Source organism: Citrobacter meridianamericanus (assembly GCF_041320245.1).
In the GTDB taxonomy this organism is placed as follows: domain Bacteria; phylum Pseudomonadota; class Gammaproteobacteria; order Enterobacterales; family Enterobacteriaceae; genus Citrobacter; species Citrobacter meridianamericanus.
In genome coordinates this window covers 45613-60068 of record NZ_CP101037.1, presented here as the reverse complement: position 1 = coordinate 60068, position 14456 = coordinate 45613, and the positions used below count along the sequence as shown (strand labels likewise).

Here is a 14456-nt window from a genome sequence, read left to right as displayed (position 1 = left end):
TCTTGAATTAGTCGATGCTGTGGGTAAATAAACCCGGACCGTCAAATGATGCAATTGCAAAATATTTAGTAACCATGAATCCTTCGGTTATCTATTTCAGCCATGTATGCAGTAGGCTTTTTTAAGAGATAGATTGGTGAAACGACATTCGTTTTGACTTTATAAGCCAGAATGAAAACACCTGCGGAGCTTGCCATAAGTACCGCAAGAAGAATAGATACCGTTAACTCCTTTGGTGTTTGTATCACCGAAAGAAGAAACAATGCGCTTATGGCTGCAAAAATCCAGCAATATAATGATGCATCCATAAAACCAGCTACAACACTCGATCCAAAAAAAAACCAAAATAAACTTATTAAGATTACTGAGTTTTCATTCATGTCTGTTCCTTGTTATTACTAATTATATTATGCTTTATAGTTGACCGTCAGACTACCCACGGGTTTTGACGAACAAAGTCACGCACTCCATTTATACATGCTTTTGAGATGACTTCAAAATAAGGATGGTTTGATGGAATCATATTCCCGGTATTATCAAGAAGCATAATAGTCCCTAAAGACCGAACCAGTTGATATTCATTGAGCTTACGCTTTAGCAAAGTTTGCAATCTATAAATTGTCTCACCGGAACTGTTACCTTCGATACCTACAACAGAGACCGTACAGTTCACTTCCTGATTATCAGATTGATAATCGAACCAGTAATTTTCGTTGCAATTTCCTTTTTGCGCATGCTCAATTTTGCCAGGCCATTTTACCCATAAAGAAGAGTTGTTTTTAGATCGTAAGATCTGCTTCAGCGTTTCCAATGGATTTTTTTCATCAACCTCAGACCAGGCCGAAATAAATTCTTTCTGCATTGCCTTAGGGTCTATAACGGCAATGAAATCAAATTCCTCTTTATTGATAGAGTTGGCTCGATCTTTGAGATAAAACAGACCGAGTTTATATCCCTTTTCACTTTTCCAGTTTGCTCCCACAGGCTGATAGTCTGTATTTATAAACGGTTTGAAAGTGTGAGTGTCGGGAGAAAAAATTACTGAGGGTGCCAGCACCCGGCCTCGGTATCGTATTGGATTTACAAATATTTTTTCCCCGTCACATAACATTTCAATAATTGCTTTTGTCACAACTACTGAAATAGAAGGTCTACATGTATTTTGATTTATTTCCCCGAGGTGCGCCAAACTTCCATCCTCACTCTTCAACACCTTTGTAAGGCAAGTCGGGCAATACTGTTGATCTCTATAATAAACAGGCATGGTTAGACGACCGGAATCGTTTAGTACCAACTGAAGTAACGGATGAGGCTCTTTCATCATGGTTATTTCTTCCCTTTCACCTTTCTGGGCTTTTCGTTTGCCTGTCTCCACTGCCATGGTGGGACAGGGTTGGTGTCTGCCCATAACCCTTTTGCCTCCTTTTGTGCTGCGGATTCATATTTGATATAGCCAGGGACAATGGCGTTATCTTCGAACCGATAAACCCACGCATATCCACTGTCCACCATAGAGGCATTGATATCATATCCATCTAACCAGATGGTACCTAACATACGGCCATAGATATCCGTACCATGGTCTATCACGGTAACGATTTTAGTTGCTATAGCTGTGGTTAAGGCCTGTTTTGCTTTTTGGCCAAAAGCCTGTTTAGATTCAGGAGCGTCTATACCATACATCCGTATTTTGATGGTTGTGTTTTGAGCATCCAACGCAGTTATGGTGTCACCGTCAACAATCTTAACCACCTTTGCCTCAAAAGTTGTTGAGTTCCCCCAGGACGCCACTGGGAATACAACAATCATGATGGGCAAAAGTAACTTTGTAAAAAAAAACATCATTTCACCTGAATTTGTTGAGTACAGACATGTATCCACAAGCCTATTTACAGGCAGTATTTTAACAAGTCATTATTTCATGGGCGGGCTTAAAACCAATCTTTTTGCAACTTAAAGGCAGAATAATCACAATAAATTTAGAACCTGAACCAAAAAATAATCCAAATTAAGCGTGTTAATCTATCTCAAAGATATTATTCCTGAGAGAGTTTGGATGAAACGTTACACTCATGATCTTGAGACAGACCTGAATGATGTGGATAAAACACCATCTCTGATCCACAAAACTTTGTTAACAGCTTCGACTATTTATGACCTGAAATATCTGGCTCAGGTATTAAATGATGAAAATGGCAGTAATTGGTCCCGTGCATCCCTTAAACGTCAGGTTACATGCATACCTGAGCATTGTGATCTGAGTATCGCAGATGGACGCTATCTACAGACTTTAATACCTTCACGACCTGCTGATTATGAGGACAGGCACTTTAGCTTTATCGATCTGTTTGCAGGGATAGGTGGACTGCGAAGCGGATTTGATGCCATCGGTGGTAAATGTCTTTTCACGAGCGAATGGAATACTTATTCCAGCCGTACTTACCGGGCGAACTGGTATTGCGATGAGAACGAGCACCGCTTCAATTCAGACATCCGTGACATCACTCTTAGCAACCGGCCCGAGGTTACTGATGACGAGGCATACAAATTTATCGATGCCTCTATCCCGGATCATGATGTTCTTCTTGCGGGATTTCCATGCCAGCCATTCAGCATCGCCGGTGTCAGTAAAAAGAACTCTATGGGTCGCAAACACGGTTTCGAGTGCGACACTCAGGGTACGCTCTTCTTTGATGTGGCCAGGATCATCCGGGCAAAACAACCTGCAATTTTTGTTCTGGAAAACGTAAAAAATCTGAAGAGTCACGATAAGGGTAATACCTTTAACATCATCATGAAAACGCTCGATGAGCTTGGCTACGACGTCGCAAACAGCGAAAGCACGGGCGCGGATGATCCTAAAGTCATCGATGGCCGTCATTTCCGACCCCAGCACCGTGAACGTATCGTCCTTATTGGTTTTCGCCGCGACCTACGTCTGAAAGACGGTTTTACTCTGAGAGATATTAAAGACTTTTATCCGGACAAGCGCCCTTCTCTCTCAGATTTACTGGATCCGAGCGTAGATAGTAAATACATCCTCTCCCCTAAACTCTGGGAGTACTTATACAACTATGCAAAGAAACATGCGGCAAAAGGCAATGGTTTTGGTTTTGGACTAGTAGATCCTTCCAATGTTAATAGTGTCACCAGAACCCTCTCAAGCCGCTATATGAAAGACGGATCTGAAATTCTTATTGATCGGGGCTGGTCTCATGAGCTGGGAGAAACTGATTTCCATAACACATACAACATGGACCGTCGGCCACGCATGCTAACGCCACGTGAATGCAGCAGGCTAATGGGCTTCGATAAACCCGGGGAAAGTGTTTTCCGTATCCCTGTGTCCAATACACAGGCTTACAGACAGTTTGGGAACTCCGTGGTCGTTGATGTCTTTGCGGCCGTCGCCAAACTGCTGAAGTCTCGAATTGAATTTGCAGCCTCCCAGCGCTTGCGGCAGTTTTACGACGAAGTCAGCTGACCTGAGCTCCTTCATCAATTTAAATGCTTAAGATTGTTGTAATAATGTCAGAGGTCAACCATGACGTATTTCGAATCAGCTGAAGGTGAGACGGTATCTAAAGAACGAGCATTACAAGAACTGTCCAGGCATTGCGTTCCCGAAACAGATTTCGAAGAATTCTTTAGCGACATGGGCGTAAAGGAACAGTATGACGCTCAGGAAGTGTTGCTTTGGTTGGGATATTAAACTTCCTGTTTAGGAGACTACTATGAGCCAAAAATTCGCAGTGATGATTGCTTACGACGACGATCCAAACGTCAAAAGGTACTCACCTGACTTTCAAACGCAGGATGAGTTTGCTAAAGGGTGGCAGTCGGCTCTTAAAAAGGCACACCACACCTCAGGTCAAAAATCAGTCATCACCTGCGGATGTCGTGGAAAAGGAGAAAAGCGACTTTATGTTCGTGCTTTACCGAACGGTGATGCCTTTATTCTCGTCAAAGCCGCTAACACGGGCATTGAGCATGATCCTTCCTGTGTATTCTTCTCCCTTGATGCCCGGCATACCGGCCTGAAAGGATATGCGAGTGGTGTGGTCCGGATTACAACCGAAGGTGATATGGCTGTAAGGCTCGGTATCGGTATGACAGAGAAAGATCCTCCTGAAAAATCAGAAGTGCCTCCCCTGCCCCATGTTCAGCGACCAGAAGGAGGTCAGGCCTCAATGACCCTCCTGGGCTTGCTTAGTCTTTTGTGGACAGAGTCTGGTCTGAATGTCTGGTACCCGAAAATGGCAGGGAAACGTAACGATTCACTGGTACGGTATCGTCTGCTTGAAACCGCTAAACAAATTCGTACCGGCAGAGCCTGCATAGGTGACCATTTATTCATTGGTGTACCTGACCCGAAACAACCTGTCGCTCAGTCGCAAATTCAGCGTCTTTCATCACAGGCGATGAGTGATAAACGTCTCATGCTCCTGTCAGTTTTACCTCGCTACGATGCTGAAAAGCATGAGAAGCCACTTAAATTTTTACCCCTGCGGAATTTTGGGGGGCTACCGCTGATTTTTTTCAATTCAGAAGGCCATTGGGATAGCGTAAAGAAACGATTTTCATCGGAGTACGCAGCATGGAAATCCGGGGCGAAAATAGTTGTCTTTGCGTTGACGTCACCAGCTGCGGTAACCGGCAGAGGCCCTTCTGTAAGAGCTCATCAAATTGTGCTGATGCACGTTAGCGAGAACTGGATACCTCTGGACTCCTCCTATGAGGCGGTTGTTGCAGAAAAGCTGGATGCAGAGCACCGGCAGTACGTTAAGCCCATGCGTTATGATGCGAGTATTAGTGAGGTGTTCCCTGACTTCTACCTGCTCGACACAAAAAGCGATAAGCCGTTCCCGATGGAAGTATTTGGTATGGCCACTCCTGCTTATCTGGCCCGAAAGCAACTCAAAAAAGATTATTACAACCGTGAATATGGGCCTTATGGATGGTGGCACTGGGATGCGACCACAGCATCTGAAACTATGGTGCTGCCTCATTTTCCAGAATCACGTAAACCTCTTTCAACTGGCACACCTGCTTAAAATGGAGAAAAAATGTCATACATGCTTTCACTAAGCGAACAGACAAAACTGAACGCTTTCCTGTCAGGGATCCTTGATGATTACAAGACTGGGGTTATCACTCAGATACAAGCTGTTGGTAAAATCGGTAACGTGTTTTCTGCACTGGAAAGTGGAGACTCAAAAAAGGTAGTGCATTTGTTGACTGAAGGACGAAAACTCCTGCGGACGGGCTGAATGTCCGCAGAAGGTCTACTGTGCCAGGGGATGCAGAGAAGTCTATCAACCTGGCTTCATTTATCATGATGTTTTTCTACTACGCGGCTGTTTTGACTTTCCAGTACCTCCCCCTGCCATTGCACCAGTCAATGTATCAATGGTGCCTTTCAGGGATTCTGAGATTGTTTTCTCTGCCTCCAGGGTAGCTTCCAGCTTCATTACTTTGGACTGGAGCGTTTTTAATTCACTGCTTTGTTCAGCCACTTCCGCTTCATAGCCCTGGCTGACCAAAGTTACTTTTTTCAGGTCGGCGCTCAGCGACTCGTTTAGTTTATGGAGTTCAGTAAGCTCGGCATTCACCGCCACCAGGTCACCCTCCTTCCCGGACAGTGCACTTTTCAGCTCAGCACAGAGGTTCTGTGCAGCAATCAATTCCTGTTCAAACCTGTCCCTCTCTGCCTTTGTATCTGACACAGTCTGACTTAACTGGTCGCATTGTCTGGAAAGACCGGCATTATCAGAACGCTGAGTGTTGATCTCTTCGTTCAGCTTTTTTTGATATTCAAGGTGACCAGCGATCTCTGTTTTACGTTCAGCCAGTTGCTGGGAGAGTGAGTCATTTGACTGCTGTGCGAGGCTTAATTCATGCCGTGTGCTATCTAACTGGTGATGGCAGGTTTCGAGTTCTGCTTCGGCAACATTCAGCCTTGTTTCTAACTCCTTGACGGTACTGTCCCGGATCTCTAATCGACCCTGTAGCGCCTGATTCTCAAGTTTCAGCTCATCCATATCGGTAGCGCTTTGCTCAAGCCGCTGTAAAAGCTGCGTTACCTCCTCCTCCAGCTGCATGCTACGTGCTTCAGCTTTTTTAACACTATCACTCTGTATTGCGGTATAGCTTCTACGGTAGTGCCAGGTGATGTACGAGATAATATCGCCGAGTGCAACCTTCACCTCATCGGGTATATCCAGGTAACGGGCCTCTTCAGGAACCTCTTTAACATACTTCTGGTACTCAGCGAACATCTCCTGTGACCTTGCAAACGAGCCGCCAACAGCGTTTCTGAGCCAGTGAACTTTGAAGCTCAGATCGATATTTTCCGGGTTAATTTTTTTCTCTTCGCACAGACGTTCGATTGCATTGAAGTAATCGATCATCGCAATAGATGAGTACCTTGAACGACCCATTTCCTTTGATTTTTCTGTGGATTCGCTGCGGATGTCATTCTGCACCTCTGGCGAGGTAGCATCGTTCAGGCTTTTTTCTTTATCGTTTTCGATCATCATTTTTTTCCTGCGGCCGGAAGCTGGTTTGCAAAATATATGCTGATAAGATCGTTCAGAGCATTCAGAAGCGAGATACTGTCGATACAAATATGAACGTTTCCATTCTCAAACAGGCGACACCGCCAGCCATTCTCATCGCAGACCTCGCCTGTGAAATCTGTATTTCTCATGGCCGTCAGCCTGTCGACCATACTCAGCCCACCGCCGGTTGCAGGTGTTGGAGTATCAGAACAGATGCATACAATATTCTCAAAGTCGCGTAAACAAAAGTGATTGTCCTGCGAGAAACCGTTGTACCTCAGTACGTTCACACCAGGAAAAATCCCCCGAAGAACAAGCTTTTTCGGCATTGTATATTGCCGTGCATTGCTTTTAAAACTTCGGTCAAGCTTGTTGAGAACATCAACGAAACCTTCTGCAAGCGTGTCTCGTCTGTTAGCCAGTGCATGCTGTAATGTTCCCTTAACAATCTCCAGGGAAGCGACGGGCGGATCCGTACGTAGGGATTCGTTAAAGGCTTCTTTTTGCTTATGGTTCCAGTACCGGTCCATACCTATTTCTTCAAAGAGCCTTTTCCACGTTTTACGGTCAATTTCCTTACGCCCCTCCTCGATGGTGCGATCCAGTGACGACGGAAGACCAAATGCGTTGGGCTGCATAATTCTGCTGGTGAAGAGAGAGAGACCGCACAGTTCCGACGCTTCCGAGATTAACCGCATCCCTTCTTCGAATTTCTGCATGGCCATATCCCGGGCGCTGATGAGCTGCCCTGTCCGGCTCGCCGGTACTGGCTCAGAACCCTGGTTTTGAGTCATTTTACACTCCATTTTGGTATGTCAGAACATTTTGATTTGAGCAAAGGTAGGTGTACACAGACATTAAAGTTGTCTCCTTTAACATGAAAAAGACTTTAAAGTTGTCTACTTCTTCAGATAGACCTACTTAACAGGATACTAAGTAGGTCATCTCCTTTCTCGCGTAGCATCTCTCGACGTTCACAGCAGAGGACACGTTTCAAAATGTCATCCAAAATTTTTTTCCATTATCTGACGTTGGGTGATTTTGATGGTCAGCGAGTAGAGGCTTTAACAATGTGGGTTGCCCTGAGCAAAGTAAGGGAAGTAGATGTACCAGAAATGTACGCGTTGCCTTGCATGAAGGGGGGCATCTTAAAGCTCATTGATTAAACAAACTCACTATGCCGCTACAAACAGCCCAAAACCGTCACTTGATAACGTGTTATTTAGATAAATTAATGCTCAGGGCTTTTAGCCAAACTGTCACTTGATGTAAGAATCCAGAACCTTCAGCACAACGTCCAGGTCTTCTTCTCGTTTCTGTTCTTCACTTTCATGAACAATATGTTCAGTCAAATGTCCTTTAATCACTTCACGCAATAAACCATTCACGGCACCACGTATGGCGGCTATTTGTTGCAGTACAGCGGCACATTCGTGAGGTTCATCAAGCATTTTTTTCAGCGCAGCAACCTGCCCCTGGATCTTGCTTGTACGTGCTTTCAGTTTTTGTTTATCGCGGATGGTATGTGACATGTGGGCTCTCACTCTCCTGGATATTTTATGTAACTATACCAGCGTTATTCTACTGGGGGGTAGTATATTTTACTGGGGGGGAGTAGAATCCGGCCTACACTTAATAACCAAGAATGATTCTCATGAACGAATTTACGACACTTCTTCAGCAAGGCAACGCATGGTTTTTCATCCCCAGCGCCATTCTGCTTGGCGCGCTTCATGGACTGGAGCCCGGGCACTCCAAAACAATGATGGCAGCATTCATCATTGCTATAAAAGGCACCGTACGTCAGGCCGTGATGCTGGGTGTCGCGGCAACATTGTCGCACACTGCAGTCGTATGGCTGATTGCTTTTGGAGGGATGTATATCAGTAATAAATTTACCGCAGAATCAGCCGAACCCTGGCTACAGATGGTCTCTTCAGTGATCATCCTTGGTACGGCTTTTTGGATGTTCTGGCGAACCTGGAGCGGTGAGAAAAACTGGCTGGAGGGAATGCAGGAGAATGAACATCATCACCATGACGAAACAAGGTTGATCGATACTGGCCATGGAAAAGTTGAACTGTCCATTTTTGAAGAAGGACAACTTCCCCACTGGCGGCTACGCACTCTTAGTGGCCAAAGATGGGCTTCTGAAGATATCTCATTAACCACACTTCGGGAAAACAGTACGATCTCTCAGACTTTTGAATTTGTTGATCATGGTGATTATCTGGAGTCAACATCTCCCATCCCTGAGCCTCACAGTTTCAACGTACGTCTGTCTCTGGGACATCGTGGTCATGTCCATGACTATGATGTGGCGTTCGCTGAACACGACCATGACCATGACCACTCTGAGCTTGATGGGCTGGATGTGAATTCGAAAGAGTATCAGGACGCTCACGAACTGGCTCATGCCAATGACATAAAACGCCGCTTCGACGGGAAAGAAGTAACCAACGGGCAAATCCTGATATTTGGACTGACAGGAGGGCTTATCCCTTGCCCGGCAGCTATAACTGTATTGTTGATCTGCCTTCAGCTTAAAGCGCTTACGCTGGGTGCCACACTGGTTGTTTGTTTCAGTATCGGCCTGGCATTGACCCTCGTAACGGTTGGAGTGGGTGCGGCGATCAGCGTTCGTCAGGTCGCCAAACGCTGGAGTGGCTTCAATACCATCGCCAGAAGAGCCCCCTATATTTCAAGCGCCCTGATTGCTGCTGTTGGGATTTACATGGGTATACATGGCTGGAATGGGCTGGTGCATTAACACCGGTACTGATGACACACACTCTGGGTACTTACAAAGTACATCCTAAGCGCCACCGTTGAGGTTATGAGCAGAAAAACCCGGAATATAAAGCTGCTCTTTCCGGGACTTGTTGCTGAGGCAGGGATTAAGTAACTGATTAAATCCATTCCCATAAGACTCAATGATAAATGAAAGAATAAAAAAACGCTCCCGGACGGGAGCGTAAGCCAGTGACTTCGGCGTCAAATGAGGGTCTAACAAGTGGAGCTGCGGGTTAATTCTGGGTGATCTGGCTGCGATGCTTTTCAGCCTGCTGCTGATGAATAACGGAAGACTGACCATTATTCGCCTTCTCGTGCACAACAGCGGCTTTTTCATGCTCGTTCATTTCTGAAAATGACGTTGCTGATTCGTTGGTGGCCCCTGGTTTGCCTTTCATCATTTTTTTATGCATCTCCGCCATGTCCTGGTGGGCAGAAGCGTTGCCGTTTTGCATCATTTCATGGGACATTGCAGCCTGATCGTGTCCGCTCATATCCATCATTGTCATACTGTCTCCCTGAACAGCGCTTTTTTCAGAGGTTGACTGCATCTGATGGGCGGGTGCCTGGGCATTATTTACCTGGTCATGCATGTTCATTGTCTCTGCAGCCATGGCGGATGAAGCGACAGCCATAATGGCAACAAATGATACAAGGATCTTTTTCATGGTTGGGTCTCCGGTGTTTTCATACCCAAACAATCAACGGCTTATAACAGAGAAAGCATTTGATCTCAGGGCGGGTTATTCATCACTCCAGGAACCAGGCGATTGCGTTATCACTCTGCTCCTGATTTATGTATGATTATAAAAAACCGCCTCTGTTTATCGCGTGACTGAATGATGACAATTTTGTCACCTTCCAGGTTTCTCCTGAAGAACGGGATTAATCCATTAACAGGCGCACACTGAACACAATTTCCCGCCCCTGCTGTTCTGCTGACAGCTCGCCGCCATGAGCATGAATGATCGACCTTGTAATTGATAATCCCAGCCCCGCGCCTTCCGTGTTGTGGACCCTTGATGAATCAGCTCGATAGAACCGATCAAACAAACGTTCCAGATTAGCGGGAACCTGGCCGGACATCGTATTCGTAATCATCACGTTCACACAGTCACTGTCACGCTCAAGGTGTATCGCTGTACAGGTGTTATCGGGAGAATACTTGATTGCATTGGAAAGCAGGTTACTGAAAGCACGTCGCAGCATATCGCTGTCTCCGGCAACAACGCCCTCTCCTTCAACGGTGATTGTCTTTCCTGTTTCGTCTGCCAGAGGCTCGAACAGCTCACGTAATTCATTCAGTTCGGCGGCCAGATCCACATCATGTTTATCCAGCTGCAGCAGACCATGCTCTGAACGTGCCAGAAAAAGCATATCACTGGTCATTCGTGACAACCTTTTCAGTTCTTCCAGGTAAGCGAATAAGATTTCGCGGTAATGCGAAACATCCCTTTCCTTAGCCAGTGCAAACTGCGTCTGCATCATCAGATTACTGACCGCTGTGCGCAGCTCATGCGCGATGTCAGACGAGAAATCTGACAGTTTCCGGAATGACCCCTCCAGGCGATCGAACATGTTATTGAACTCCTGCATGGTCTCAGAAATTTCCGGCGGAGCCAAATCGGGATTAAGACGCTGATCCAGGCTGTGTACGGTCATGGAGGAAGCCAGACTGGTCATTTCCCGTAGCGGTTTCAGACCAATACGTGTGGTCAGCCAGCCCAGAAAAACAGAAATAAAGACCAGACCGATATTGAACCAGAACAGCCAGGTACTGAGCTTATCCATAAACAGGGTGTGATACCCAGTATCCGTGGCAACCGTAATGATGACATGTTTGCTTTTACCCTGTTCCGGCGTCACGGCAACCCGCCGCGAGATACTGCGGTACACGGTGTTATTTTCTTCCGTCTGGATCATATAGTCGAGAATATCACCCGACTTATTAAGCAGGACCGCTGGAACAACAGAATTTTTGGCATAGAGTTCAACAATTTTTTCATTTTCCATGTTTTTTATAGAAATGAATAAACCATTGTGCCCTACCATCGCATCGTTTATTTTTTCTGATAATGACTTAATATCCGTTTTGTTCCGGAACGTCTCTGTTTTAAGAAACTCTTCGGTGAGCTGAAGTTTACCTGTCAGAAAATCGCGGTCCTGATTATCGAAATAGCCATTAAGGGTGCTAATCAGGATAAAACTTGATAACCACCATACCGTAAGCATCACCGCGGCTTTGTTGAATAAATCGAACTTTTGCTGAGTTGAAGGATCAGATCACGCATCTTCCCGACAACGCAGACCGTTCCGTGGCAAAGCAAAAGTTCAAAATCACCAACTGGCCCACCTACAATAAAGCCCTCATCAACCGTGGCTCCATAACTTTCTGGCTGGATGATGAAGCTATTCAGGCCTGGTATGAGTCGGCAGCGCCTTCTTCACGAGGCAGACCTCAGCGCTATTCTGACCTTGCCATCACGACTGTGCTGGTCATTAAACGCGTATTCAGGCTGACCCTGCGCGCTGCGCAGGGCTTTATTGATTCCATTTTTTCTCTGATGAACGTTCCGCTACGCTGCCCGGATTACAGCTGTGTCAGCAGGCGGGCAAAGTCGGTTAATGTCAGTTTCAAAACGCCCACCCGGGGTGAAATCGCACACCTGGTAATTGATTCCACCGGGCTGAAGGTCTTCGGTGAAGGCGAGTGGAAAGTCAAAAAGCATGGCCAGGAACGCCGCCGTATCTGGCGTAAGCTGCATCTCGCCGTTGACAGTAAAACACATGAAATCATCTGCGCTGACCTGTCGCTGAACAACGTTACGGACTCAGAGGCCTTCCCCGGGTTAATCCGGCAAACCCACCGGAAAATCAGGTCAGCCGCCGCCGATGGCGCTTACGATACCCGGCTATGTCACGATGAACTGCGGCATAAGAAAATCAGCGCGCTTATCCCTCCCCGAAAAGGTGCGGGTTACTGGCCCGGTGAATATGCAGACCGTAACCGTGCAGTGGCTAATCAGCGAATGACCGGGAGTAATGCGCGGTGGAAATGGACAACAGATTACAACCGTCGCTCGATAGCGGAAACGGCGATGTACCGGGTAAAACAGCTGTTCGGGGGTTCACTGACGCTGCGTGACTACGATGGTCAGGTTGCGGAGGCTATGGCCCTGGTACGAGCGCTGAACAAAATGACGAAAGCAGGTATGCCTGAAAGCGTGCGTATTGCCTGAAAACACAACCCGCTACGGGGGAGACTTACCCGAAATCTGATTTATTCAACAAAGCCTCGTTAAGGTTAACCTAAGATTTCAGAATGATAATCTCTGCTTTGCAGCGAATAAGGCAATCATAATATTAGATTGAATTGTTGTAATTATCATCAATGTTTTTACTGGTTTACTATTTTCCGGAGGTGTTAATGCCTGTACTTTTCAGGGTGAAAGTTATTCCGCTGGTTTTACTTCTGGCAATGATCTTTGCGTTTTTACTTAACTGGCCAATATTGCTGCATTTTTACGAGATTTTGTCGCATTTAGAGCATGTCAAAATTGGTTTTGTCATTTCTATTCCCTTTGTTCTGGTTGCGGCGCTTAACGTTGTTTTTATGCCTTTCTCAGTTCGTTTTCTGCTGAAACCTTTCTTTGCTTTACTGTTTATCACTGGCTCACTGGTCAGTTATTCGACACTAAAATATAAAGTAATGTTTGATCAAACGATGATTCAAAACATTATTGAAACTAACCCCCAGGAAGCGCATTCCTATCTTAATGGCTCAATTATTATATGGTTCGTCTTTACCGGTATCCTTCCTGCCATCCTCCTTTTTTCAATAAAAATTCAATATCCTGAAAAATGGTATAAAGGCATTGCTTACCGTTTGCTCTCCGTGCTGGCATCGTTGAGTTTGATTGCAGGTGTTGCCGCACTTTATTATCAGGATTATGCCTCTGTCGGCCGCAATAACTCGACATTGAATAAAGAGATCATCCCGGCGAACTACGCTTACAGCACTTTCCAGTATGTTAAGGATACGTACTTTACGACTAAAGTGCCTTTCCAGACGCTGGGGAATGATGCTAAACGCGTCGTCGCTCACGAAAAACCCACGCTGATGTTCCTGGTGATTGGCGAAACGGCACGCAGCCAGAATTTCTCGATGAACGGTTATTCGCGTGATACCAATGCCTTTACCAGCAAATCCGGCGGCGTTATTTCGTTTAAAAATATGCATTCCTGCGGTACCGCTACCGCAATATCCGTTCCGTGCATGTTCTCGAATATGAATCGCACCGAGTACGACAGTAAAAAAGCATCTAACAGTGAAAATTTCCTCGACATCGTGCAGAAAACCGGTGTCTCGCTGTTATGGAAAGAGAACGATGGCGGTTGTAAAGGCGTATGTAGCCGCATCCCGACTGTCGAAATTAAGCCTAGTGATAACCCGAAACTGTGCGATGGCAAAACGTGCCATGACGAGGTGATGCTGGAAAACCTTGATGATGAAATCGCCAAAATGCCAGGTGATAAGCTTGTCGCCTTCCATATCATTGGCAGCCATGGACCGACTTATTACCTGCGTTATCCGGCTGAGCATCGCCACTTCATGCCCGAATGTGCACGTAGCGATATCGAAAACTGTACTCAGGAACAATTGGTCAACACCTACGACAACACCCTTCGTTATACAGACTATGTATTAGCTGAGATGATTGAAAAGCTAAAAAATTACAGCGATCAGTACAACACCGTGCTGCTTTATGTGTCCGATCATGGTGAATCATTGGGCGAAAGCGGGCTATATCTGCACGGCACGCCGTACAAACTGGCACCGGATCAGCAGACGCATATTCCGATGCAGGTCTGGATGTCACCGGGCTTTATCGCCGGGAAACACATCAACATGTCTTGCCTTGAAAATAATGCGGCGAAAAAATCATATTCCCACGACAACCTGTTCTCATCGATTTTGGGGCTGTGGGACGTAAGCACCAGCGTCTATAATCCTGACCGCGATTTGTTCCGCGAATGCCGTGGCTAATCGATTGTTAGTATAACAAAAAGCCTTACGGCAACCTGGTTGCCGTAAGCTGCAAG

Annotated in this window: 16 protein-coding genes; 8 read left to right on the top strand and 8 right to left on the bottom strand. The window is 46.0% G+C overall.

The annotated features are described in order from the left end of the window. Positions 1-65: 65 nt before the first annotated feature. From NMD08_RS26160 to NMD08_RS26150, 3 genes are read right to left on the bottom strand one after another with little or no spacing between them, the layout of a single operon-like run. Positions 66-380: a hypothetical protein gene (locus NMD08_RS26160; RefSeq protein ID WP_001005009.1), complete on the bottom strand. Its 315-nt coding sequence runs from the start codon at positions 378-380 to the stop codon at positions 66-68. A gap of 47 nt (positions 381-427) precedes the next feature. Further along, positions 428-1324 carry a hypothetical protein gene (locus NMD08_RS26155; RefSeq protein WP_000975181.1) on the bottom strand — a complete coding sequence of 299 codons (897 nt, stop codon included), beginning with the start codon at positions 1322-1324 and terminating at the stop codon, positions 428-430. Positions 1325-1326: 2 nt separating this feature from the next. Next, complete coding sequence (locus NMD08_RS26150) at positions 1327-1842, bottom strand: thermonuclease family protein (RefSeq protein ID WP_000464825.1); 516 nt, start codon at positions 1840-1842, stop codon at positions 1327-1329. Positions 1843-2056: 214 nt separating this feature from the next. On the opposite strand from NMD08_RS26150, the gene NMD08_RS26145 reads away from it, so the two are divergent. Genes NMD08_RS26145 through NMD08_RS26130 form a run of 4 tightly spaced genes read left to right on the top strand, consistent with a single transcriptional unit; the run spans position 2057 to position 5270 of the window. Then, positions 2057-3484: a DNA cytosine methyltransferase gene (locus NMD08_RS26145; protein ID WP_000833380.1), complete on the top strand. Its 1428-nt coding sequence runs from the start codon at positions 2057-2059 to the stop codon at positions 3482-3484. Positions 3485-3544: 60 nt separating this feature from the next. Then, the gene (locus NMD08_RS26140; protein ID WP_000220758.1) at positions 3545-3712 is read left to right on the top strand and encodes a hypothetical protein; all 168 of its coding nucleotides are present in this window, start codon (positions 3545-3547) and stop codon (positions 3710-3712) included. 22 nt (positions 3713-3734) lie between these two features. Next, positions 3735-5054, top strand: a complete 1320-nt coding sequence (locus tag NMD08_RS26135) for a DUF1173 family protein (RefSeq protein ID WP_000078513.1) — start codon at positions 3735-3737, stop codon at positions 5052-5054. Positions 5055-5066: 12 nt separating this feature from the next. Then, the gene (locus NMD08_RS26130) at positions 5067-5270 is read left to right on the top strand and encodes a hypothetical protein (protein ID WP_000121164.1); all 204 of its coding nucleotides are present in this window, start codon (positions 5067-5069) and stop codon (positions 5268-5270) included. A gap of 63 nt (positions 5271-5333) precedes the next feature. Here the strand turns inward: NMD08_RS26130 and NMD08_RS26125 are convergent, their stop codons facing one another. Beyond that, entirely contained in the window at positions 5334-6539 is a 1206-nt protein-coding gene (locus tag NMD08_RS26125; protein WP_001371952.1) for a hypothetical protein, read from the bottom strand. Further along, positions 6536-7354: a DUF4942 domain-containing protein gene (locus tag NMD08_RS26120; RefSeq protein ID WP_000193207.1), complete on the bottom strand. Its 819-nt coding sequence runs from the start codon at positions 7352-7354 to the stop codon at positions 6536-6538. Before NMD08_RS26120 ends, NMD08_RS26125 begins: the two co-directional genes overlap by 4 nt. A 204-nt stretch (positions 7355-7558) precedes the next feature. Here NMD08_RS26120 and NMD08_RS26115 point away from each other — a divergent pair, with 204 nt between their 5' ends. Next, positions 7559-7726, top strand: coding sequence for a hypothetical protein (locus NMD08_RS26115; protein WP_001572379.1), 168 nt, complete (start codon positions 7559-7561; stop codon positions 7724-7726). Positions 7727-7819: 93 nt separating this feature from the next. Here NMD08_RS26115 and rcnR read toward each other — a convergent pair whose 3' ends face one another. Further along, positions 7820-8092: a Ni(II)/Co(II)-binding transcriptional repressor RcnR gene (gene rcnR, locus NMD08_RS26110; RefSeq protein ID WP_000019951.1), complete on the bottom strand. Its 273-nt coding sequence runs from the start codon at positions 8090-8092 to the stop codon at positions 7820-7822. Positions 8093-8214: 122 nt separating this feature from the next. On the opposite strand from rcnR, the gene NMD08_RS26105 reads away from it, so the two are divergent. Next, entirely contained in the window at positions 8215-9330 is a 1116-nt protein-coding gene (locus NMD08_RS26105; protein ID WP_001572377.1) for a nickel/cobalt efflux protein RcnA, read from the top strand. Positions 9331-9586: 256 nt separating this feature from the next. Here NMD08_RS26105 and NMD08_RS26100 read toward each other — a convergent pair whose 3' ends face one another. Both NMD08_RS26100 and pcoS read right to left on the bottom strand, forming a co-directional pair. Then, a complete protein-coding gene (locus NMD08_RS26100) occupies positions 9587-10021 on the bottom strand; it encodes a hypothetical protein (protein ID WP_000723070.1) in 435 nt (144 codons plus the stop codon). 217 nt (positions 10022-10238) lie between these two features. After that, the gene (gene pcoS, locus NMD08_RS26095; protein WP_004248839.1) at positions 10239-11585 is read right to left on the bottom strand and encodes a copper resistance membrane spanning protein PcoS; all 1347 of its coding nucleotides are present in this window, start codon (positions 11583-11585) and stop codon (positions 10239-10241) included. Between the two features lie 38 nt (positions 11586-11623). Between pcoS and NMD08_RS26090 the strand changes: the two genes are divergently transcribed. Together NMD08_RS26090 and NMD08_RS26085 are read left to right on the top strand one after the other, a co-directional pair. Continuing rightward, on the top strand, positions 11624-12592 hold the full coding sequence (locus NMD08_RS26090) for an IS5-like element IS903B family transposase (protein WP_072196614.1): 969 nt from the start codon (positions 11624-11626) through the stop codon (positions 12590-12592). 188 nt (positions 12593-12780) lie between these two features. Continuing rightward, positions 12781-14400: a phosphoethanolamine--lipid A transferase MCR-9.1 gene (locus NMD08_RS26085; protein ID WP_001572373.1), complete on the top strand. Its 1620-nt coding sequence runs from the start codon at positions 12781-12783 to the stop codon at positions 14398-14400. The last annotated feature ends 56 nt before the right edge of the window (positions 14401-14456 follow it).